This window comes from Candidatus Abyssobacteria bacterium SURF_5 (genome assembly GCA_003598085.1).
Lineage (GTDB): Bacteria > Abyssobacteria > SURF-5 > SURF-5 > SURF-5 > SURF-5.
In genome coordinates this window covers 55,142-79,313 of the sequence record QZKU01000041.1, presented here as the reverse complement: position 1 = coordinate 79,313, position 24,172 = coordinate 55,142, and the positions used below count along the sequence as shown (strand labels likewise).

Here is a 24,172-nt window from a genome sequence, read left to right as displayed (position 1 = left end):
CGATTCGGGTAGAGTTCAGCGTCCCTCGCGATGCTTATGGCGCCGATGTTCCAGGCCGGCTGGCTGGACACAATCACACACTATATATCGCATGGGGAAAGAACGCCGAAGAAGCGCTCACACGGGCACTGCAACTGGCCGCAGAAGATGCAATACAGCACCACCGTGCAGCCACCTCAGATATTCTTTCTTCTATGGATATCGCAACGGGAAACGATGAATTCGATAAGGCTTTGCGATGGGCAGCTTTTTCTGGTTGGAGCCTCGTCACGAGAGAATATGGACTCGGTATCTGGGCGGGACTCCCATGGTTCAGGGATAACTGGGGCCGTGACACTTTCATTGCCTTACCGGGAATCCTCCTCGTGACAGGTCACTTTGCAGAAGCGCGCGAAATTATACGGACCTTCGCGAATCGCCAGAACACCGATCCGACAAGCCCCGATTTCGGTCGTATTCCGAATCGCTGGCGCAGCCCCGGTTTTCTTGAAAAAGGGCGGCTGGATGTGCTAACATTAATTCTTACAAGGGTTAAGAAGAGAGTAGGCGAATCATAGCGTGACTTCCCGCGGCAAGGTCAGCGTAATTATTCCCACCTATAATGGAATAAAATATATCCCGGCGTGCCTGGATTCTCTCCGAAGTCAATCGCGGGTAGCCGACGAAATCATCGTGGTCGACGACGGCTCTTCCGACGGAACCGCTGCTCTCCTCGCCGCCGCCTATCCGGAAGCACGCTTGGTGCGGCTCAAAAATAATCAAGGCTTTGCAGCAGCGGCAAACAAAGGGATCAGCAGCTCTTCGGGAGATTATATTGCTCTTCTTAATAATGATACAACGGCTCATAAGGATTGGCTCAAAGAGTTGATCAAAGTGCTTGACGAGCAGCCGTCCGTCAGTTTCTGCTCCTCCAAAATGCTGTTCGCCGATCAACCGGATACAATCAATTCAATCGGCATCGGATTCACCCGCACCGGAATTGCAATGGATGTCGGCTTTCGTCAAAAAGACGGCCTTCAGTTCGAGCGGGCCCGCCCCGTTTTCGGTGCCTGCGCGGGCGCGGCTATTTTCCGCCGAAGTCTCTTTGATGAGATAGGTCTTTTGGATGAGGACCTGTTCATGTGGTACGAAGACGTCGATTTCAGCCTTCGCGCCCGGCTCGCAGGGCGAGAATGTCTATACGTACCCACCGCGATCATCTACCACAAAGGTGGGGGAACGATTTCGTCAAAGCAGAGAAAACATATCTACTATTGCGCCCGGAATCAGATCCTGATCATGGTAAAGAATCTGCCTCGTCCTCTTCTCAATAAGTACTTGCCGCGATTGTTCTCAGTATGTTTGAAACATTCAATAAAGTCCCTGCTCAAAGGCGACACCGCTGCTGTATCAGGTTATTGTGCGGCCTTAAAAGACTTGAAGCCTTTTCTTAGGAAACGCCAACTAACTAATTGGAAAAACACTGTTTCTGATGCCGACTTAGACCGATTGCTGCAGATGGATAGCAACAACATCCTCGCCTCGGCATCCGGCAAGACCCTGGGAGATTGATCGAGGGAAATGACCTCGGCGAACGGGATAGTCAGCGTCATAATACCGAATTATAATGGTGAGAAATATCTGGCGGACTGCCTCGGTTCGCTTGCTAAACAATCGTTCAGCCAGGTCGAGATCATTGTCGTCGATAACGCATCGACCGATCGTTCAACCGAAATCATCCGGCAACGGTTCCCCAGCGTCAGGCTCGTACCGCTTTCGGCAAATCGGGGATTCGCTGCCGCAGTCAATAGAGGAATCAAAACTGCCAACGGAAACTACATCATTCTGTTAAACAACGATACGCAGGCGGATGTGAATTTCGTGAGGGCATTGCATGCGGCTCTTGAGAGGGATCCCCAGGCGGCGATGGCCGCTCCGAAAATGCTGTTCTTGAAGAATCCTGAAAGAGTGAATTCGGCGGGATTAGGCTACTCGATCACGGGGACGAATCATGACATCGGGTTCGGCAGACTGGACGGGCCCGACTTCCGGACGCCGGCGTGGATATTCGGCCCCTGCGGCGGCGCCGGGATATACAGGCGGGAAATATTTGATGAAGTAGGGGAGTTCGACGAAGACCTTTTCATGTATTATGAAGATGTTGATTTTTGCTTTCGCGCTCAATTGAGCGGCTTCAAGTGCATCTTTGTGCCCGATGCGATTGTATATCATGCCGAAGGCGGAAGCTCGGCATCGCTTCCCAAGCCGAAGAATTTCTACTTCGCCCGTAACTCGCTTTGGGTGATTATCAAGAATTTTCCGGTGAAAACCCTGTTCGCTTATCTGCCGGCGATTTTATGGGAGATGCTGAAACGAGCTTTTTCTCCGCTTCTAAAAGGTGACCCTTCGGCTGTGATAGGATATTGTTCCGCCATAAAATCTCTTCGGAAATATCTCGAAAAGCGGCGCGAGGTGCAGAGGCTCGTACGGGCCCCGATTCACGATATCGAACAACTCCTCAAGAAGAACCGCTCCGTGTGCAAGGAAATCAACATACACGGCCGCCCGTGTGAAGAACGATTATGAAGCTCGCGTGTATTGGCCCGGTAAGCCCGCTCAAGACAGGTATATCTTATTTCAACGAGCAGTTTGTGCCGTTTCTTGAACGGCATTTCACCGTCGAAACTTTCACAGACCGAAGCATAATCCCAAAAGCCTCGATGCCCGTCAGAACACCCGATATCGATGCGTTTCTCTCCGACCCACGGCGTTTCGATGCAGTCTTATACCACATGGGCAATCATTATCGGTTTCATAGGCGCACATTCGAGGCGATCCTGAGAGTGCCCGGATTTGTTCTCCTCCATGATTGCGTTCTCAGCCATTTTTTCATAAAGTTCTATCTTGAACGCGGGAATTTCCTCGCGTTTCGCAAGTTGTGCATGACAAATTTCGCCGCGCAATCGGACTCGGAAATCTCGCGATTCTATGCGGCGAAAGCCGATCCATACCATTTCCCGATGGCGGGGGTCTTGGCAATGAGCTCTCGCGGAACCATTACCATGACTGATTATGGCAAATCCATTGTTGAGCGCGAGGCGCCGGGGGCGAAAGTGCTGAGAATCCATTTCCCGTGCTTCAATCCACAGCCCGACGCCTGCCAGACCGACTTGTTCCGAAAAAAATATCAGATTCCATCCGATTACTTTGTTGTAACTTCTGTCGGGCATATGACACCCGCGAAGCGGCTGGACGTTGCCCGGGATGCCTTTCACAAGTTTCATGGGCGGTTTCCCAAAAGTCTTTTTCTCCTTGCGGGCGAATCGTCGGCTCGCTCACCGGTTTCCCCGCACGCGCAAAATGACGACTCCCACACAAGAAATCTGGGATACCTCAAGCGCGACGAGGTCGAGGCGCTTATGCAGCTTTCCGACGTCTGCATTAACCTAAGATTTCCTACGAAAGGAGAGATGTCATTAACTCTGATTGAGATGATGGAGCGGGGAAAAGTCGTTGCCGTTTCCAATCACGCCCAGTTTGCGGAATTTCCCGACGATGCTTGCATCAAGATAGACTTGGGGGCTCATGAGAGCGATGATTTGGCCGGCGGACTCCTCGAAATGGCAACTGATGAACGCCGTAAAAAAGCTATGGGTGATGCCGCACGCGAGTTCATTCTCATGCATCATGATCCGAGCTCCGCAGCCGAGGATATCGCACGGTTTATTCGGGAGAACGCCGCCAGCGAGCCCTTCGTTACGAGGGAGACCTCTCATGGATTTTTGGATGCAGATCCTTTCCCGCTTCGATATAAGCAAGCATTGGCGTACAACGTGAGGCGAATCCTGCTGTATGCAAGAGAACAGGGCCTGAACAGAGTGCTCAAAGAAGGATTCAGGCGGGCTGCGAGGCGCGATTGATATGCGGATTGCCATAGATGCCACCCCAATAATCAATCGTAGCGGAACGGGATATTATACCCAGAAACTTATTGAATTTCTCGGGCGGGCCGACTCGGAAAACCAATATGTGCTATTCTGTCCGTCCGGATATCAGCGCCACCTCGAGCGGCCGGCAATGTTCCATTACCCAAATTTCCACGTCGAGCAGGTGCGCATATTCAATCAGGGCTGGCAGGTCGCCTGGAAACAACTCGCTTTGCCGCGTCTGGTTCGCAAATTCAATCCTGATATCATTCATTTCCCTGCTTTCATCGCGTCGCTGCGCCTGGATCTGCCCTCTGTCTTGACCGTTCACGATCTATGTTATTCCCTGTTCCCGGAAACATTTTCACGGGTGCACCGGCACTACTACAAATACATGATCCCAAGGAGCATCGCCCACTGCGACGCGATAATCGTTGACTCGCTCTCCACCAGGAAGGATTTGCTCGAGCGAGTGAAAACGAAAAATGGCAGCGTGAAGACCGTGCATCTGGGCGTGGACCCGGTAACGTTTTTCAAGGTCACCGATGAAGAGAGACGCGCCGCCGTGAGAGACAAATACGCGCTTCCGCAACTGTTTCTGCTCTCGGTCGGAACGCTCGAACCTCGAAAGAACATCCCTTCCCTTATCCGGGCTTTTTCGTATGGTGTGGTCGCAAAAGCATTGCCCCATCATCTCGTTGTGACCGGGCGGAGGGGATGGCTGTTCGACGAGATATTTAGGGAAGTCGGCCTCCTCAATCTTTCCGGCAGAATTCATTTTCCGGGGTATGTTGATCAGGCGGATTTGCCCGCCCTCTACAGCATGGCGCAGGCGCTCGTATATCCTTCCCTGTACGAAGGCTTCGGGCTGCCATGCCTGGAAGCAATGTCCTGTGGAACTCCCGTCATCGCGTCCGGCGTCTCATCACTGCCCGAAATCGTTGCGCAGAACGCTCTCAAGGTCGACCCGCTTTCCGTCGACTCTATTGCCGAGGCCTTGAACAAGATTTGCGTTGACTCAGACCTGCGCGAACAGCTTTCGGAAGCGGGGATCAGGCACGCGAGCCGCTTCTCCTGGCTGACTACCGCAAAGAAGACCTTGGAAGTGTACGCCGATACCAGGAATCAGGCCTCATGAAAATCCTGCACGTGTATAAAGATTATTATCCCCCCGTTGTTGGAGGGATCGAAAAGCATATCGCGCAGGTGTGCAACCATCTGAAGAAAAAGCATGAAGTACAGGTGCTTGTCTGCAATCGTGGATTCTCCACCGAAATAGAGCATGTGGATGGAGTACGAGTTGTAAAAGTCGGTCAGCTCGGGCGGCTTCAGTCGGCGCCGATACCGCCGGCCTTCGCCCTCTGGCTCAGAAGATTGGAGGCCGACATCCTGCATTTTCACTTGCCGAATCCCACATGCGAACTCTCTTATTTGCTGGCTCGACCGCCCGGAGCGGTGGTTGCCACCTACCACAGCGATATCGTCCGGCAGGAGTTCCTGCTCCGTTTCTACAGCCCATTCCTTCGCTCGTTCCTTCGGAAAACCCGCTTGATCTTGCCCACCTCTCCCGTCTATGCCGAGGGCTCGCTCTACCTGCGGGAGTTCGCGCACAAATGCAGAGTCGTCCCTTTGGGCGTCGACACGCACTTGTTCGATTCGATCAGCCCCGTCAAAGAGGAAGTAAACGCCCTTCATGTGCGCTACGGACAGGAATTCATATTGTTTGTCGGAAAACTGCGATACTACAAGGGACTGCAGTTCCTGATCCGCGCAATGCCGCGCATACCGGTCCCATTGGTCATTGTCGGCACGGGGCCAATGGAAGACGAATTGAAGGGACTCGCCATATTGAACGGCGTGAAAGAAAAAGTACATTTTGCGGGCGAGGTATCAGACATGGATTTGGCGGCTTACTATCACGCCTGCTCCCTTTTCGTGCTGCCCTCCATTTACCGCAGCGAAGCGTATGGACTCGTCCAACTCGAAGCACACGCTTGCGGAAAGCCTGTCGTCAGCACGCGCCTGGGAACCGGAGTCGAGTATGTGAATCTTCATCTGAAAACCGGCTGTGTCGTTCCGCCTGCCGATCCCGATGCCCTTGCGGCGGCGATCGAAAGCCTGCTGAACGACCCCAAGCGCCGGCAAGAGATGGGAGAGTTTGCGCGGCAGCGGGTTTGCGATGAATTCGATTTGGACCGCATGTTTCACAAAATCGAAGACGTATATCAGGAGGCACTGGAAAGCCGGTAGGGGAAGCCGGTTCTTTAGGAATCGGCGCTAATGCTGCGTTTTTTGTCCATTCTCTTTTTCATGCGGGTTTGATTGGGCTGCCGAGTCTGTGCTAACATGAATGCCGGGTATTGAAGGAATGGTCCAGATATGTGGTTTTTAATATATATATATATATTTTGCATATCAGTTCTTTTGTCTATGGCGCTGACAAAGCTGATGATCGCGGTTTCACATCGGTTTCAGATCTATGACCTTCCTGCCGGAAGAAAAAACCACGAGCGCCCGATTCCCTATCTGGGAGGAGTGGCCATCTATGTCTCCTTCCTGGGTGTTGTCGCTGTTCACATGTGGTTGCTTCATCTGCTGAATGACAAGATTCCGTTGATCGCCAATGTCGCCCGTCATCTCCAGTATTCGGTGGCGCTGGGGGAGAAGCCGGCCGTTCTTCGCGCTCTTGGAATCATGGCCGGAGGTACCCTCATTTTTCTGGCGGGCCTGATTGATGATGTTTTCTCGCTCCGCCCGCGGGTAAAACTGGCCGCCCAGGTGCTCGCCGGCATTATCGTGGTCTCCTTCGGGGTCCGCTTGGATATCTTCATTTCATTCCCGCCTGTTACCTGGGTGGCGACGATTTTCTGGATAGTGCTTATGGTGAATGCCTTTAATTTCCTGGATAATATGGACGGTCTCAGCGCGGGTGTCGCATTGATCGCAGCGCTAATATTCTTTTTCGTGGTTTTCCCGCTCCATCAAACTCTTACCGCCGCTATCCTGTTGGTCATCGCCGGAACATTGTTCGGGTTCCTCATTTATAATTTCAATCCGGCCAGAATCTTCATGGGGGACGCCGGCGCCATGTTCATCGGCTTTGTTCTGGCGGCGCTCACTGTCGTGGGTACCTTCTACATGGACGATCACATGAGCCCATGGGGATTATTTACCCCGATTCTTATCCTGGGCGTGCCGATTTTCGATACCGTTGGAGTCATCTACCTGCGCTGGAAGGCGCATCTGCCGGTCTACGTTGGCGATAACAGGCATTTCTCGCATCGGCTGGTCCATCTCGGGATGAGCAAACGCGATGCGGTGATTTTCATTTATCTCGTCTCCTTCGCCGTAGGGGTGGGGGCGACCCTGCTTCGATATCTCCGCCTTTCGGGAGCGATAACGTTATTTGTGCAGACGCTGGGTATTTTCGCCATCATTATTCTCCTCATGGTGGCGGACAGGAACAAGCGAATAATCGAAAGATGGAATAATCAGAATGAGCCGGAAGAAAAAAAGGAAAACGGCATCCACATCTGCGAACCAACAGGTAAAACCAGCCCCTCCTCGTGACTCTGTTCACGATTTTGCGGACAACCTGATTTTTTCGGGCACGCTACTTGTATTATTTCTCCGGCCCTTTATCTCGGGACGCACTTATCCGATCCACAACCACTTCTTCAATATCTCGATTGCCGTCCTGGCGCTCCTTTGGCTGGTCAAGGCATGGCGAAAAGGCGCTCTCGTGCTGCACAACCGTCTGCTCACCTGCTTCCTGCTCGGATTTTTTGCCGTATGCGGCTTCACGTTCTTTACAACAATCAACAAGGGATTGACCCTCCGATACATCTACGAGATTCTCGCCTACACGCTTCTGTTCCTGGTCATCGCCAATAATTTCCGCGACATGTCCAAAATAAAAGCAGGTGTGGTCGTTTTTTTGGCGGCGGGATTCCTCGTGAACCTGTACGGCGTCGGTCAGCAGTTCTACACACTCGAGATGACGCGCCAGTATGTCGAGCAAGCGCTGAAAACGGCAGACACGCAATCATTCTCAGGGATCCCGATCGGAACCGGAGTCCTTCACCGATTGGAGACCCAACGGATTTTCTCGACTTTCCTGCACCCCAACTCCTACGCTTTGTACCTTGCAATTCTCGGTGCTCTGACGCTCGGCTGGACCTGGGATTCACGCCGGTTCTTAACGGAATCTGCCAGGCGCAGTGTCTCATTGATACTGCGTCGCTCGAACCTGAGTGGTCGGCATGGCACACTCTCCGCCTTCCTCTCCGTTGCAGCCGGCACCGGAGAAATCCTCTTGCTCGTGCTCTTTCTGATATCCTGTATCATCATACCGTTTTGTCTCTGGCTGACGTATTCGCGCGGAGGATTACTGAGCGCAGCCGCCGTTCTCGTCGTCTTCGCAGCAGTTTGGGTGTGGGGAAGAAGAGCGCCGAAGACCGTCGTCGCCGGTGTTGCGCTCGCCGCCGTTGTGTCGCTCCTCTTCCTGCATATGCCGGATGCATATTGCGCAGACAAAATCGACGTTAAGAGCGTTTCGTTTATGTCACGGCTGCAGGATTCTCTGAGCGTCAAGCAGCGGTTGTCATATTGGGAAGCTACATTGATAATGATCCGGGATTATCCGTGGGTCGGCGTCGGATGGGGCGCATGGGAATCCGCATACCCGAAGTACATGGTACTTGGCGGCTATCCCGTAAGATTGGCCCATAATAATTTTCTCCAGGTTTGTGCCGAGACCGGTATAATCGGTCTGAATCTCTTCGTCGGCCTCTGGCTGGTGTCCCTCCACGCATTCTGGCGAAAGCTCCGCTCGAGCGAGATGCAAGGAATCGCATGCGGGCTGGGCGCCGCCATTGTCGCCTTTCTGGTCAACAGCATGGTGGATTTTGCGTTGTATCTGCCGGCGCTTGTATCTGTGGTCTTCGCTTGTCTCGGTTTGCTGGCTGCGATTCCGGCTGATGATGACGAACATGATAAGTTTTCCATTTCGCTGACGACTCCTCGGGCTCTGGTTCTTGGTTTGTTCCTGTTATGTTTCGTTTTCCTCCTTTATCAGTCATTCGCGGCATTGAAAGTTTTTGACGATGTCGAACGAAAACGGGCAGACGCCTTTCCGAACGCATTCGCGCAGAGCCGGGGATTCCAAAGCAACCCCCATCTCCAATATCAGGTTTTAAGAAGCTCGATTCCTCGTCTAAACCAGTCCATCTCGCGATATCCATTCAGTTCAGACTCCTACCAGTTGCTGGGAGAAATTTATCTGAGGCTTGCTGGCCTCGAACAGTCGCCTCATTTGATCACAGAGGCGATCAAATGCTTTGAGCGCGCGGCGGAATTGAACCCGCTGTCGCCGTATGTCCGGCGGTCTCTTGCTACCGCTTACTGGACCAACGGCAACATCACCCAGCAAAGCGCTTTCTTTGAAAAAGCTTTACTCGCTGAGGTGAAGGCCTCTGAAAATTTTCCGGTTAATCCGGAATTTCATACCGATCTTGTCACCATCTACACCGCACTCGGACACGTGGATAAAGCTGGCAAAGAGGCGGAGTTGGCGGCCGAGCTGGCAAAACATTACAAGCAGTTCTAGAACAGGAGATGATGAGATGAATATCTTGGTACTTCATGGGCCCAATCTTCAGCTCTTGGGGCGGCGCGAGCCGGATATCTACGGTCGTAAATCGCTGAAAGATATTAATGATGATATCGAACGTCACGCGAAGTCGCTCGGCGTCGGCGTACAGACGTTTCAGTCAAATCATGAGGGCGAACTGCTAGACCAGATAGCCTCCATGCCGGGCCGCCACGACGCCCTGATCATCAATCCCGGCGCCTATACTCATACGAGTATCGCCCTGCGCGACGCCATTTCGGGTGTCGGGCTTCCCGCCGTCGAAGTGCATCTCTCGAATGTCGCCGCCCGCGAGAAATTTCGCCACCGCTCTCTGATCACACCCGTGTGCCGCGGCATCATCGCCGGCTTTGGCTCATTCGGTTATCTGCTTGCATTGGACGCGCTGGCAAAAGGAGCCTGAGATCGTGAACAACCGCCTGTCCGATTTGAGGAAAAAATTTGAGGAAGCAGACGCATTTCTGTGCATGAGTTATCCTAACTACCGCTATCTCTCAGGATTCACCGGTTCCTTGTGTATTCTCTTGATAACGCGCGAGCGCGCGCTCATCCTGAGCGATTTTCGCTATCGCACGCAGATTCAGGGGGAGGTACGGGGTTTTGAATACAGAGAAATCGCCGGCCCGATCGAGCAGACAGTAGCCCGCGAGATCGTAGAGTTGGGCGTTCGCCATCTCGCTTTCGAGGCTGAACACACAACGTATCGACAATACGCGCACCTGAAAGCCATCGAATCGATTGAGCTCATCCCGGCGGAAGACTGGGTGGAAGACCTTCGGACGATTAAAGACCCGTCGGAACTGCTGATGATCGAGAAGGCCGCCGCAATCGCCGATGCCGCCGTCGAACAGATAGCAACCGAGATCGAACCGGGAATGACCGAGGCGGAAGTGGCCAATCGTCTGAATGCGCTGCTCCGTTCGCTGGGGGCGAAGAAGGAAGCGTTCGATCTTATCGTCGCGTCCGGCCCGCGCTCCGCCATGCCTCATGCAGCCTCGTCCGAGAAACCTATCTCAGCCGACGAGCCGATCGTTATCGATATCGGCGCTCAATTTGGAGGCTATCATTCCGACTTGACAAGGACTATCTGGCTCGATAAAATAAACTCCAAAATAGCGGAAGTCTATGAAATAGTTGAAAATGCGCAAGCCGCCGCCATTCAGGCCGCTCGACCCGGTATCCCATGCGTCGAGCTTGACGCCGTCGCGCGGAAATTCATAGAGGACGCGGGATATGGCGACTACTTTGGACACGGCCTCGGACATGGTGTAGGGCTGGAAGTCCATGAAGCGCCTGCGGTCTCACGTTTTGGGAAAGGTGAAATCCGCTCCGGAATGGTCTTCACTGTGGAGCCCGGCATTTACATTCCGGAAATCGGCGGTGTCCGAATCGAAGATATGGCGCTGGCAACTGAATCCGGATGTCGCTTGTTGACGAAGTCGCCGCATCGGCCGGTGAAGTAGGGGAAGGAAACTTTTCATGAGTTTCATCAAATCGTGCATATCCCTTTTGTTTTGTATTGTTTTTTTCCTGGGAGCCGTTCTGCTGCTGCTGGCCGGCCTGATGGCGTTGAATGAACAGTTTACCGCCATGCTCATTCACTCCATTACCCGAATCGATATGCCGTGGCTCTTCATCGCCGGCGGAGGTGTCCTGTTCCTGCTGAGCCTGTTTCTCTACTGGCTCGCCGGTCGCGGAAGCGTTCCGCCGGCCACCCTGACTCTCGAGGGAGAGAAGGGGCCGATCTCCATTTCGTTGCGCGCCATCGAAGACTACCTGAACAAGCACCTGCAGGAGCAACGTCTTGCCGGCAACGTGAAAACGAGAGTCACCACCCTGAAAAATAAGAATCAACTGGTCATTCGTGCTGGCATCAGCGCATGGTCGGAGCAAAATCTCAAGAGCGTCGGCGACAGCGTTCAGCGGGAAATCGCGGCGCGTCTGAGCGAAGGACTCGGCCTGGACAATCTTGAGCGAGTCGTCGTTTCCGTCGATAAGATCATTCGAAGCAAGACCTCCCGTTCGACCGTGCCTGAGCCTTCCGACGACCCTCTTTCCCACAAGAAATGGACAAACGATGCTGGCCAAACGAATCATCCCCTGCCTTGACGTGAAAGACGGCCGCGTCGTTAAGGGAATCAATTTCGTCGGTCTCCGTGATGCCGGTGATCCCGTCGAGGTCGCAAAACGGTACGACCAGGAACACGCCGATGAGTTGGTTTTCCTCGATATTACCGCCTCGTATGAAAAACGCGGCATCATGCTCTCTGTTGTGAGCAAAACAGCAGAACAGGTTTTCATGCCACTGACTGTGGGAGGCGGCATCGGCGCCATCGAGGATATTCGTGAGCTGCTGCGGGCAGGCGCAGACAAAATATCGATTAATACCACGGCGGTAAACGATCCCGGCATCATCGCGCGCTCTTCCGACCGCTTCGGGAGTCAGTGCATTGTTGTCGCGATCGACGCCAAGCGCACAGCCGCCGGCTTTGAGGTCTTCATCCACGGCGGACGAACACCGACCGGAATCGATGCGCTTGCCTGGGCGGAGCGCGCGAACCAGCTCGGAGCCGGTGAAATCCTGCTCACCAGCATGGACTATGACGGTACCCAAAAGGGTTATGACATAGAGTTGACGCGCGAAATCGCCCGGCGTGTCTCAATACCGGTTATCGCTTCGGGCGGGGCCGGCAACCTCGACCATTTATACGAAGCCCTCGCCGATGGACACGCCGATGCGGTGCTCGCCGCCTCGATATTCCACTACCAAAAATTCTCGATTAGAGAAGCCAAGGAGTTTCTGAAGGAGCGCGGCGTTTGCGTGCGTGAATCCGCGGCAATTTCATGAAGGCGTTGGAAAATGTCAAATTCAATCATGATGGGCTTGTGCCCGCCATTGTCCAGGACAGCGGCACGAACGAGGTCTTGATGCTGGCATACATGAATCGACAGGCGCTCGAACTCACCATCAGCACCGGGAAAACCCACTTCTACAGCCGTTCCCGCCGGACACTCTGGTGCAAAGGGGAAACATCGGGAAATGTGCAGCATGTCGACACCCTCTACACCGATTGCGATTACGATACAATCCTCGTGAAGGTCACGCAGAAGGGCGCCGCCTGCCATGAAGGATTCCGGACGTGCTTCCATAACCTTCTGGAGAGCGCTTCTCAATGGAAAGTTGTCGGCTCAAGACTCTTTGATCCCGACAAAGTGTACGGCAAGAACAAATAGGCAATCCGGAATAGGTATGTATACACCCACCTGGGACGAATTTAAACGAAAAGCCGCCGACGGAAACCTGATCCCCGTTTATCGAAAAGTGCTCGCGGACCTGGAAACACCCGTATCCGCATTTCTCAAAATCCATGGGGGCGGCCACTCGTTTCTGCTCGAGAGCATTGAAGGAGGAGATCGGATCGCACAGTACTCGTTTCTGGGCGCCGACCCCTCGATCATCTTCAAGTCCAAGGGCAGGGAAGTCACCATTATCGAAAATGGAGCGTCCACCGTCGTTCATTCAGATGACCCGCTGTCGGTCCTCAAAGAACTCATGGCTCGTTTTAAACCCGTTCAAATCGAAGGTGTCCCCCGATTTTTCGGCGGCGCCGTCGGATATGTCGGGTACGATACGGTTCGTTTCTTCGAAGAACTGCCGGACCAGACAACCGACGACCTCGAAGTGCCAGACATCTTCTTCGTCATCACAGATAAAATCCTCATTTTCGACCACGTGAACCATCACATCATGGTTGTCTGTAATGCAAAGGTCGATGGAAATCCGAAAGAGGCTTATCGCGAAGCAACCCGCCGGATCGACATGATGGTCGAAACCTTGCAGCGGCCGCTCAACTACCCAAGGTATCACCCGCCCAAGTCGCCGCCCAAACTGGAGATCATCTCGAACTTCGTCCAGGACGAGTTCGAGGAGATCGTTCGAGCCGCGAAGGAATATATTCGAGCCGGTGATATTTTCCAGGTGGTTCTCTCTCAACGCTTCTCCACTAAGATTAATGCTCCAGCCTTCGACGTGTATCGGGCCCTTCGCTCCGTCAACCCCTCTCCCTACATGTTCTACCTGGACTTCGGTTCCTTGAAAATGGTCGGCGCCTCGCCGGAACTCCTCGTCCGCGTCGAGGGCGACGTGATCGATCTGAGACCGATCGCGGGAACCCGTCCCCGCGCGCTCAAGGAATTCGATGACGCCGAGCTCGAGCGCGACCTGCTCTCGGATCAAAAGGAGCGGGCGGAGCACATCATGCTCGTCGACCTCGGGCGCAACGACGTCGGACGTATCGCCAAACTCGGGTCAGTCCATCTGACCGAAATGATGGTGATCGAGAGATATTCGCATGTGATGCACATGGTCTCCAACGTCAGGGGAACCCTCAGCGATGACTGCGATAGCTTCCAGGTGCTGCGCGCCACGTTCCCTGCCGGTACGCTCACCGGCGCACCCAAAATCCGCGCCATGGAAATCATCGAGGAACTCGAGCCGGTAAAACGAGGACCATACGGTGGCACGATGGGGTATTTCAGTTTCTCCGGAAACCTCGATACCTGCATCATCATCCGAACCTTGATCATTAAAGACGACATGGCATACGTGCAGTCCGGAGCGGGAATCGTAGCCGACTCGGATCCCACATCCGAATACAAGGAAACACTCAACAAGGCGCTCGCGGTTATCCGAGCCATAGAAATCGCCGAGGCGGGATTATGAAGTCTGCCTCTCAAAAATCGAGACAAAACAATGATCCTCATCATCGATAATTACGATTCATTCACCTATAACCTCGTTCAGTACGTAGGGATGAGCAGGCCCGATTTCGTCGTTTACCGCAACGACAAACTCACCGTCGAACAGATCGCCGCGCTCAACCCTGACCGCATCATCATCTCGCCCGGCCCCTGCACTCCTCTCGAGGCCGGCGTCTCAAACGATGCGATCTCAACCTTCGGCCCTAAAATTCCACTCCTCGGCGTTTGCCTCGGACACCAGTGCATCGGCTATGTCTACGGAGGCGACGTTATTCGCGCCGACCGCCTGATGCACGGCAAAACATCAATGATTTATCACATCAAGAACGAATTGTTCGCCGATGTCTCCAATCCCTTCGAGGCGACACGATACCATTCTTTGATCGTCAAGCGCGACACGCTGCCCGACTGCCTCGAAATCACCGCCTACACCAAAGAAGACGAGATAATGGGACTCAAACACCGAGAGCACCCGGTCTACGGCGTGCAATTTCATCCCGAAAGCATCCTCACGCGCGAAGGCATGAAGATTATCAATAATTTCCTCGCCATTCGGTAAACCATCGCTCCGTTCGCCTGAACCGGCATAGTTCTTCCTGCCATAAGGAAAAACTCCCCTCCCATCATTAAGACTCTCCGTGTCCTTTTACTCAATAGCCTATCGATATATTTTTGTTGGCCCCCCGAAGCCATAAATGCTGAAAATTGTTGACAAACTCCGACGAGGGTGGTATAATCTCTCCGTATTAACCAGTGGATTAATATTTAACACATTGGAGAACCTGAAAAGGCGAGGGGGTGGATGATGAATACAGGCCGTGCGGCAGGACTTCCTATCCCACGGTTTACCAATGGTTTACCCCGTTTTCCTCTTGACAATCACACATGCTTTAAATATAATCATCGCTGCCGGTTTATCTTAAGCAAGAAATGTTAATACTTTCTATTTTTTTTCATCAATATCAAGGCCTACTTAACTGAAGCACGGGAAGCGATTGGTTATTCTGGTACTAAACCGGTAATCGGAAATCCCTCATGATGGAGCCCGAGCAGCTTACCGGTTCCGGTAGCAGAAAGAGGTGAGGTCATAGTCAGGAGGGAGCATCATGTTATCAGGCAAGCGAGTATTATCATTTCTCATTCTTCTCACCGTCCTTCTCTTCATCCCTGCGGGCGCAGCCGCCCAAGAACCGGCCATAACTCTCGACGCTGAGGCGCTTCTGACGGCTGGGGCCACTACATCTCCCGCATCTCCCCCAACTGCGGCTTTCGGCATCAACACCTATGTCACAGGCGAAACGCTAAGAATGGAGAACATTGTACTCGATGTCATTGATGAGGGAACCGGACTGCCTATCGTTCCAACTGATTTTGGTTCATTCAGAATCTACCGCGACTCCGGGACCTTACCTGGACAATTCGATTCTTCGGATCAGTCCATTTCTACCGGTTCCGTTGTGGATCTGGGAAAGGTTGGGGTTGCATTCTCGGTAAATTTCGACCTTACTTACACGATTCCGCTTGATAATCTGGCAGAGAACTACGGCAACGACCTCTTTGTCGTCTTTCAAACCAGCTCCTCTATTCAGGAGGGCCAGAGTTTTAGCCTCGTTCTTCCTGCCAATGGTATTCTCATTACGAGAGCAAATCCTCCGTGGAGCGGCACATTCCCCGATGCGGACGTTGTCGCCGGACCGATCACTGTTAATTTAATGGCTGCAACTTTGACGATCTCATCCCTGGTTACACCTGGACAAGGCATTCTGCCGAGATCGGGACCAGTGGAGGTAATCGGCCTCAATGGATATGCCCAGCAGGAATACAGAATTGCGTATGTGATAGTCACCATTGAAAACGAAGGCGAGTTTCCCGAGGATGGATTACAGGAGGTAACCCCCTCGGATTTCATCTCATTCGAGTTGTACCGCGACTCCATGGGCGAGAGAAACGGTATCTTTGATCCGGCGACCGATGGTGATCCAATCGCTTCGGCGCCGTCGCCGGGAGGGATACCACCGTCTACCTCATTCGACGTCATCATTACCGTTCCGCCGGACGAACTTGACGCTATTCTTCCGGTGGACGACCAGGGAGATTATGCGGGAAACGACTTCTTTATCTGTATCCGAACCAGCGATACAATCGATTCGGATTTCGATGACGAAGACTACGATGCGGTCGATGACTTCCATGTTGTCTTGAGACCAGGGGCAATTTATGTGCCTCCTACAGGCGCCGGCGAACACTTCTTTTTCCCGCCTTTCGAAGCAACCGACTTTGTCACGGGCGCCATAGTCCCCGAAGGGCTCGTTCTCGATTTGCAGCCGATTGCAATGGATAGAACTGATCTGGATAGCCAATATCACACCTATCCCGGCTCTTACGCGGAGGCGGAGGATCTGGATGTTTGGCTTCGCTATCATTACGCGGTATTGGGAGATAATCTCAGATGGAAGTATCTCGGCGAGCGCGACCGCCTGTTTTCCGGTCTTGGACGCGATACGATCGAGGCGTACGTGGGATCGTTCGAGCAGCCGATTGCCGCTACCCTCGAGCGGCGACATGAGATCATTGCACTTGACCTCGCTGGCGGCACCGCGGATAATCCCGAGTATTTGACCGGTATCACCCTGACGCTCTCCAACCTGGGGCCCACCCTGCGCTCGATGATCGATTTCGATCCTTCATTCGGAATCGATCCTATTAGTTGCGCCTGCATACTAAACTCGTTTTTCAGCGGCATAACTGTCTATGAGGATACCAACGGCGACGGAGAATACACCGAGCCTCCGCTCGACGAGTATTTTAACTTCGATCCGACGGCGGGCGACCAGCCGGTGCTGGCGAATGTCGTTTTGACTCCCGGCCTCTTTACCGCCGATTGGTATAATACTAACTTCGATGAAACTCATTATATGCTTCAACTTGAGTTTCTGGATCCGCCGGAATTAGAGTCGATCTCTGACCACAAATCGGACTTCTTTGTCGTCTTCCGCCTCGATTCAGGATACGCGGACGATTCAGACACGGCAGGCGACGGAACATCCGTAAATGTCGCCGCCGATTTCAAGATATCGCTCGAACGCGCGGAGGATTTGAACAGGGACGGCGTCTGGGACAGAATCGATTACAACTCTGATAATATCCCCCAGACACCGGCCGTGCGCTTCGGCAGATCGACTCCGCTTGATAGTCTCACCATTCTCGCTCATTCACCTGATCCATACGTATATCTGGAAATGAGCACACTCGCCGCAGTCATGTGGGGACAGGACCTCTCAATGAACTACGGATGTTGCTCGAATCCCATACCCCAGCGCGTGAACGCGACAAGTCTGCCCACCTCATTGATCGCTATCAATGCGGCTCGAAGCGATATCCCCACTCTTGATAATCCTGCGATGGAACCCTATATCACCGATATCAGACTCAACTTCTCGGGCGAAGGCTTCGATCCTACCGATATCGAGGACGTGCTCCTGGTGAGGGACGACAAGAGTCCCTACCATGATGTCGGATTGCGAACGGTCGGTGTCTTCGATATCTTCAATGACCTGTGGAACCATCCGCCTCCGGGAAGCTCGTACGGCGCTCTCATCAATCCCGAAGAGGAATCCCCCATCCCGGTGACCCCCTGGACATGGAGAAATGACGGAACCGGGTATTACCTCATTCTCACGCCCGACAGCGCGCAGCACAAAGCGCGTATTTATCCTGATGACGACATCGAGCCTGAAGAGTCTCTTGATGTATTCACTGATAATTTTGAGATACTTCCGGATTCGGGTTGGCCGCAGGATACCGTCTTCAGCGGCGCCGATTATTTCATCTGTATCCAGACCACCGATACCATCAGCTACGGCGACGAAATCAAAATCGAGATTCCCCACGACGGCCTCGGTCTCTCGAGCGGATCAACCGTCCTGGAGCCCGCCGCTCTGATTGATCCGGAAAGCCCCGGCGACAACGTGCACAGCGTGCTCGCGAATGTGCCCGTCAAACTGCACGGCCTCGTTCAGCCCGGCCAGGAAATCGACGCTAACAGCGGAATGGTGCCCGTCATGGGATTCAATATGTACACCAACCGCCCGCCGGCTGCAGAGGGTGGAGTCGACGTCTACCTGGAAATGCTCGTGATCGCATTCCTCCAATATGGAACACGCGACAGCTTCAATATCGTCTCCGACCTGCTGCCCTTCGAGGGAATCAATGGAAGGGACACCGCAATGAGCGGTATCCAGCTCTACAGGGACGCTAATGGAAACGGTATTTTTGATGGGCCCGCCGTCGACACGCTCGTTATCATGGATGACACCTCCGAAACGTTGGGCGTCAATCCATCGCGCGTCGGCCTCATCGGAGACGACCCGAATCAGGTGCTCATGGTCTTCTCGTCTCCCGAAAACCGGCAACCTGTCCCGCCTACCGACGCGGGCACCGATGCCGGCGATGATTTCTTCCTCGTCATTCAAACCAGCCCGACATTCGAGCGGAATGAAGATAACTTCTCCGTCGCCATGATCAGTTGGGGACCTGATAGCCCTGACGCCCCGGCGCCGCATCAGATCGAAGCCGGCGGCAACCGTCCGTACGACGCTATCAGCTATTACCAGGTGCATCCGTGGACACGTCGCGGCATGGGCTTTGTCGATTCCGATGGCGTTCGCACTCGCTCGACCGAATCCATGGCCACAAACGTCTTCAACGCCACCCGCACCACACTTCTGCAGCCCGTCGAAAACTTCCGGGCAACACTGGAATCTCCCCTGATCACCGACCCGTCTCATCAGATTCTGCTCCTGTGGGAGGATACCAACGCAGATGATCCCGGCACTCCCTATTTCAATGAAAATGAAAGCGGCTACTGGATCGAGTCCAACGTCTACGGCGAATTCACACCGCTGCCGGACAGCCTCCTGCAGGCTGATGCAACCAGCTACTTCTTTGACGGGCCGCCCTTCCTGGCAGGACGAACCGTCGAATTCAGAATCATGCCGTACCGCAACAACGTAATCGGAATTCCGCAGTATCCGCCTTTCAACGGGCCGGGACCGACCGCCTCCACATCCGCTACTCTGTGGCCGTCTCAACGCCCAGAGCCGATCGCCAGATTCACCGCGAGCGAAACCAGCGGGTGCGCGCCTATGAGTGTTTGCTTCACGAATGACACGATCGGAGAAGGACCTATCACTTATCTGTGGGACTTTGACGACGGCCAGATCAGTACCGAAGAAAACCCGTGCCACACCTTCACCGGTATGGGCACTTACCAGGTTTGTCTGACCGCCACAAATGCGTGGGGCTCGCACACCACGTGCAAGGCCATTACCGCAAGCGAGCCGCCGACGGCCGACTTTATCATGGATAAGAACTATACCTGCATCAATCAACCGGTTCAGTTCACCAGCACCAGCACCGGCAATCCCACGCAGTATCTCTGGGATTTCGGCGACGGCAAGACAAGCACCCTGCCGGACCCGTCTCATACGTACACAAGCGCAGGTGATTTCACCGTCACGCTTACCGTCTCCAATAACTGCCCGCCCGGTTCTTCCACAACGAAAACCGTCACTGTTGTCGGCGCCCTGATTGCGGATTTCTCGTACAGCCCGACCGATGGGTGTGCGCCCGCGACCGTAACATTCACCGACCTTTCCACGTGCGAACCGACCGAATGGCTGTGGGATTTCGGCGATGGCCAGACAAGCTCCGAACAGAATCCTTCACATCTGTATTCCGAACCCGGCACATACGCGGTATGCCTGACTGCCGGCAACGGAATTACTGACAATGAGAAGTGCGTCGAGGTCGTTGTCTATGACGCTCCTGTGGCCATGTACCTGGCGGAGAGAGCGTGTGCGTACGTGGGGGAGGAACTCCAGTTCACCGACATAAGCACCGGAAATCCGACGGAGTACCTGTGGGATTTCGGCGACGGCTCGACCAGCCCGGAACAGAATCCGACCCACGCGTATTCGGCAGCGGGCGAATACACGGTCGTCATGACGGCCGGCAACAGTTGCGGAGTGGACACGACCCAGCCGATTACAATCAGGGTTGCTGATAACTTCACCGCCGACTTCTCGTATTCGCCAACCGATGCCTGCACTCCAGGCACAATTCAATTTACCGACCTCTCGATGTGCGATCCCGCAGAATGGTGCTGGTTCTTCGGCGACGGCACGACGAGCACCGAGCAGAATCCGTTACATCTCTATACAAGTCCCGGTACCTACATCGTTACCCTGCAGTCGGGTGACGGCCTCACGAAATGGGATGAGGAAATCAAGACCATCGTGCTCACAAGCTGCAATCCCGTCATAGCGCTCGATCCGGCCGTCCTGAACAATTCGTGTCCCGCGGGCTCCAACGCGCCCGCGCAAACCTTCACCGTCAAGAACGCCGGCTCAGGCATGCTGAGCTACCAAATTACCGAAAGCGCCTATTGGTTCTGGCTCAGCCCCACGAGTGGAACCTCAACCGGGGAGGAAGACGTTATCACCGTCACCTATACTTCCTCAAGTATGGCGCCGGGCACATATACCGCCAGAATTACCGTTTCGGCTCCAGGGGCCGATAATTCGCCTCAATATCTTGATGTTTATCTGACCGTCGGCAGCAGCGAGCTCACGCAAATCAATCTGATTGCTCCGCGCAGCGGACAGGCGCTGTCATCGCCGCCGGCTTTCTCATGGACATGTGACGGCGGACAAGACAACGCGTTCGCCGTCGAATTCGCTCTCTCACCGAGTGGACCCTGGAAATCAAGTTATGAGGACCTCGGAAAGGTTATTACCGGAACGAGCTGGTCACTGCCTCTGCCTGCCTGGAATAAAGTGCCGGCGGGTTCCCAGATCTACTGGCGCGTTCGCGGAACTGATCGAAGCAAACAACCGCGAACTGTCATAACCAGCGATGAAGTGTGGTCCTTCCATAAAAATTGACAAATAGAGTATAATACTATCCGCTGGTTGCCTATTCGTGGGGGGCGTGCCTACCCCCACGATACCGGCTCGTAAAAGGGAGAAGCACCTGGGAGGAACCAATGGAAAAGCGCTTGAAAGTTTCATTCCTTGTGGGCATTTTTCTCATTCCCGCCCTAATCGCACTGATTTCGATCGCCGAAAAAACACAATCGGACGCGTCGCCGGCTGATCCTTCCTTTTCCATTTCCCCCGGCGCCGCTTACAATGAGGGCGAGCTTCTGGTTACTTGGAAAGAGGGCACCGCGCCCGATGTTTCCTCCAGAGCGAATGCATCGCTCGGAGCCTCGACGATCAGAGAAACCGGCAGAAATATCGAGCTCGTTAAGTTACCCGCCGATCTATCCGTTCCTGAAGCCATTTCTTTATATGCGAGCAATCCCGATGTTCTTTACGCCTCACCCAACTATTATCGGTTTTCGCAGCTCGAGCCCACCGATGAGAGCTTTTGGGGATTTCAATTCAATATGCGCTCCATTGACGCACCCGGGGCCTGGGATCACACTACCGGAGATCCCGACTTGGTGATCGTTGTCCTCGATACCGGCGTGGATTATACCCATCCGGATCTTGCTCCAAATATGTGGGTGAATGAAGACGAGTTGATAAATGACGCCGGCGGAAACTTGATCGCCCGCATGCTGAATGGAATCGATGAAGCCGAAGATACCGATACAATCGCCGACGATTTCGATGGACAAACATTGGCAGATGGCTGGGGACCCAGGGTAACCGGCGGCTGGCTGCCGATTTTGGATTTCAATGGAGTCGATGATGATGGCGATGGAATTGTCGATGATTTTGACGGCGTCGCATTGGACGGTGTCTCGAGCGACAGCAATATCTACATCGACGATATTTTCGGCATAAATTCGATCATAGAGGATCCCCTGACGAATCCGCGCGCCGGAGACCCAATGGATGACCACGGTCATGGAACGTCAGTAGCGGGAATCATTGGAGCCGTTCGTAATTCGTGGGGCCTGGTCGGTGTCAACTGGTACGTGAAGATCATGGCCTGCAAATTCATTTCCGCCAGCGGTGAAGGCACAGTCTTCAGCGAGCTTGCCGCTTTGAATTATATTAATTTCATGGCAAAAAGCGAAGGCGTGCCCATCATCGCCGTGAATGCCTCTTTTATCGGAGCTGGCTTTCACATCAATGAGAGGGATTCTATAGACCTTTTACGGTCGCAGAACGGCATCGCTTTTGTTGCTGCAGCCGGTAATGCCTTCGATCCTGCCTTGGGTTCCTTGCCGCAGGTGGATATCGATGAAATGCCTCTCTATCCCGCCGGCTATTACCTGCCAAATCTCATTACGACCACCGCTTTAAACCGTGATGCGACTCTTGCCAGCTTTGCTTTCTATGGGAATAACCGCGTGATGATTGGGGCCCCCGGAACCGAACTTTACAGTACCCTGCCCGGAGGCCTTTTTGCACCGGGTACTCTGAACGGAACGTCATTTGCTGCTCCGCATGTCACAGGGGCGCTCGGGTTGGTCTTCGCAAATAATCCGTTATGGGCTCCGCTGACTCATTGGTCTCAGGCTCGCAACAGAATCCTTTCAGGAGGTGTGCTTAACGACCGTGATGCCTCTTTCACAGTCACCGGGAGAAGGCTTGACGTAAATCGGGCAGTCGGCTTGTGCATGGCGGGAATGGAAATTCAGGCGCGATTGCTCCCGGCCACAAGTCAGTACAAGGTATGGTGGGATTCCGCTGGAGAGATCGGACAACGGCTCGTCCCCGGCCGAAATCAGATCACCGCCATCTGCAATTCAACAGGGACTTTCAGTTTTCCCATAACCTTCTCGGCATTGCACATCAACTGCGGGGACTCCGCGGGCGGAACTGTAACGGTCTCAATCCCCGGTTCGACCAATGTAACCTTAACGGATACCGGCCCTCCCCATGATCTGGTCGCCAATGACGGTGTCTTCACGGGGCGATGGCAACCGCCAACTACAGAAGGCGTATTCACTGCAACTATGCAGAACATCGGTACGACGGCCGGCCTCTATAATGATTCTTTCACTATATACGTGATAAGAAATGACAATCCGCTCTCTCCATTCCCCACTGTGGTTGCAGAGGCAGGTTCTCCTGTAACCGCAATGGCAACAACCCCGGCGACTCTCGACGGCTCTTTGAGCGGTGGAATTTCTGTCATCAGTGGAACGATCGAGGAATATCATTTAAAACCTGTGCTCTATAGCTGGAGTTCTCTTACTCCGGGCGGTCCGGTTTTGCAGGAAAGCGATACTCCGTTTCCCACATTTGATGCGCCGGCCTTTATTGAGCCGCCTCCGGGAGAAGACCCCGAACCACTCAACACATACATCTTTGAATTGACCGTCATGTCGGCGGAAACGGGCGAAACGGATACCGATACGGTAACCCTGCAAGTTGTTCCGTTTGTTCCTCCTGGCGGCGGTGGCGGTGGCGGAAGCCCCTGCTTTATTGCCACCGCGGCGTATGGTTCAGAGGACACGCGCCAACTCACGATCCTGCGCGATTTCCGCGATCAGTACCTGCTTCCCAATTGGGCGGGCCGCAGTTTCGTAAAGCTGTATTATCACGTTTCCCCGCCGATCGCCTCGGTTATCGTCGAGCATTCCACGCTGCAAGCCGTGGTCAGGGCAGCTTTGATTCCATTGGTGGCCTTTGCTAATGCAGTGCTGGTTACATCGTCCGCTCAGAAGGCGATTGTCGTCCTGTCTCTGCTGATTCTTGCGGGAATGATAGCAATGAGAGGCGAGCGCGCTGAAACCAGTCGCTTCTGAAAAACTCTGACAAAACAAATCCCCGGGGCGCCTCTTCGACGCCCCGGGGATTTTTAATCTCTCTCTTTATCTGGCATCCCGCAAAAC

The 24,172-nt window shown here is 53.8% G+C and carries 17 protein-coding genes; all 17 read left to right on the top strand.

The features are described from left to right. Nucleotides 1-557, top strand: a 557-nt coding sequence (locus C4520_05115) for a hypothetical protein (GenBank protein ID RJP24074.1), incomplete at its 5' end; no start/stop codon positions are given. A gap of 1 nt (nucleotide 558) precedes the next feature. After that, complete coding sequence (locus tag C4520_05110; protein ID RJP24073.1) at nucleotides 559-1,551, top strand: glycosyltransferase family 2 protein; 993 nt, start codon at nucleotides 559-561, stop codon at nucleotides 1,549-1,551. A gap of 9 nt (nucleotides 1,552-1,560) precedes the next feature. After that, the gene (locus C4520_05105) at nucleotides 1,561-2,565 is read left to right on the top strand and encodes a glycosyltransferase family 2 protein (protein RJP24072.1); all 1,005 of its coding nucleotides are present in this window, start codon (nucleotides 1,561-1,563) and stop codon (nucleotides 2,563-2,565) included. After that, the gene (locus tag C4520_05100; GenBank protein ID RJP24071.1) at nucleotides 2,562-3,899 is read left to right on the top strand and encodes a glycosyltransferase; all 1,338 of its coding nucleotides are present in this window, start codon (nucleotides 2,562-2,564) and stop codon (nucleotides 3,897-3,899) included. Before C4520_05105 ends, C4520_05100 begins: the two co-directional genes overlap by 4 nt. A 1-nt stretch (nucleotide 3,900) precedes the next feature. Then, entirely contained in the window at nucleotides 3,901-5,043 is a 1,143-nt protein-coding gene (locus tag C4520_05095; GenBank protein ID RJP24070.1) for a glycosyltransferase family 1 protein, read from the top strand. Then, entirely contained in the window at nucleotides 5,040-6,155 is a 1,116-nt protein-coding gene (locus C4520_05090) for a glycosyltransferase (GenBank protein ID RJP24069.1), read from the top strand. The genes C4520_05095 and C4520_05090 overlap by 4 nt, the downstream gene beginning before the upstream one ends. Before the next feature lie 129 nt (nucleotides 6,156-6,284). Continuing rightward, the gene (locus C4520_05085; GenBank protein RJP24068.1) at nucleotides 6,285-7,475 is read left to right on the top strand and encodes an undecaprenyl/decaprenyl-phosphate alpha-N-acetylglucosaminyl 1-phosphate transferase; all 1,191 of its coding nucleotides are present in this window, start codon (nucleotides 6,285-6,287) and stop codon (nucleotides 7,473-7,475) included. Next, on the top strand, nucleotides 7,402-9,513 hold the full coding sequence (locus C4520_05080) for a hypothetical protein (GenBank protein RJP24067.1): 2,112 nt from the start codon (nucleotides 7,402-7,404) through the stop codon (nucleotides 9,511-9,513). The genes C4520_05085 and C4520_05080 overlap by 74 nt, the downstream gene beginning before the upstream one ends. A 16-nt stretch (nucleotides 9,514-9,529) precedes the next feature. Next, nucleotides 9,530-9,958 (top strand): type II 3-dehydroquinate dehydratase, encoded by a 429-nt coding sequence (gene aroQ / locus C4520_05075; protein ID RJP24066.1) that lies wholly within the window; start codon nucleotides 9,530-9,532, stop codon nucleotides 9,956-9,958. A 4-nt stretch (nucleotides 9,959-9,962) separates the two neighbouring features. After that, nucleotides 9,963-11,018, top strand: coding sequence for an aminopeptidase P family protein (locus C4520_05070; protein RJP24065.1), 1,056 nt, complete (start codon nucleotides 9,963-9,965; stop codon nucleotides 11,016-11,018). 16 nt (nucleotides 11,019-11,034) lie between these two features. Further along, nucleotides 11,035-11,664: an alkaline shock response membrane anchor protein AmaP gene (amaP, locus tag C4520_05065; protein RJP24064.1), complete on the top strand. Its 630-nt coding sequence runs from the start codon at nucleotides 11,035-11,037 to the stop codon at nucleotides 11,662-11,664. Then, nucleotides 11,633-12,403, top strand: a complete 771-nt coding sequence (hisF, locus tag C4520_05060; GenBank protein RJP24063.1) for an imidazole glycerol phosphate synthase subunit HisF — start codon at nucleotides 11,633-11,635, stop codon at nucleotides 12,401-12,403. Before amaP ends, hisF begins: the two co-directional genes overlap by 32 nt. Further along, nucleotides 12,400-12,789: a phosphoribosyl-AMP cyclohydrolase gene (gene hisI, locus C4520_05055; GenBank protein RJP24062.1), complete on the top strand. Its 390-nt coding sequence runs from the start codon at nucleotides 12,400-12,402 to the stop codon at nucleotides 12,787-12,789. Before hisF ends, hisI begins: the two co-directional genes overlap by 4 nt. A gap of 16 nt (nucleotides 12,790-12,805) precedes the next feature. After that, nucleotides 12,806-14,278 (top strand): anthranilate synthase component I, encoded by a 1,473-nt coding sequence (gene trpE, locus C4520_05050; protein RJP24061.1) that lies wholly within the window; start codon nucleotides 12,806-12,808, stop codon nucleotides 14,276-14,278. A gap of 30 nt (nucleotides 14,279-14,308) precedes the next feature. After that, nucleotides 14,309-14,875, top strand: coding sequence for an aminodeoxychorismate/anthranilate synthase component II (locus C4520_05045; GenBank protein ID RJP24060.1), 567 nt, complete (start codon nucleotides 14,309-14,311; stop codon nucleotides 14,873-14,875). A gap of 547 nt (nucleotides 14,876-15,422) precedes the next feature. Next, on the top strand, nucleotides 15,423-21,260 hold the full coding sequence (locus C4520_05040) for a PKD domain-containing protein (protein ID RJP24059.1): 5,838 nt from the start codon (nucleotides 15,423-15,425) through the stop codon (nucleotides 21,258-21,260). Nucleotides 21,261-21,361: 101 nt separating this feature from the next. Next, entirely contained in the window at nucleotides 21,362-24,085 is a 2,724-nt protein-coding gene (locus C4520_05035) for a hypothetical protein (GenBank protein RJP24058.1), read from the top strand. Nucleotides 24,086-24,172 lie beyond the last annotated feature (87 nt).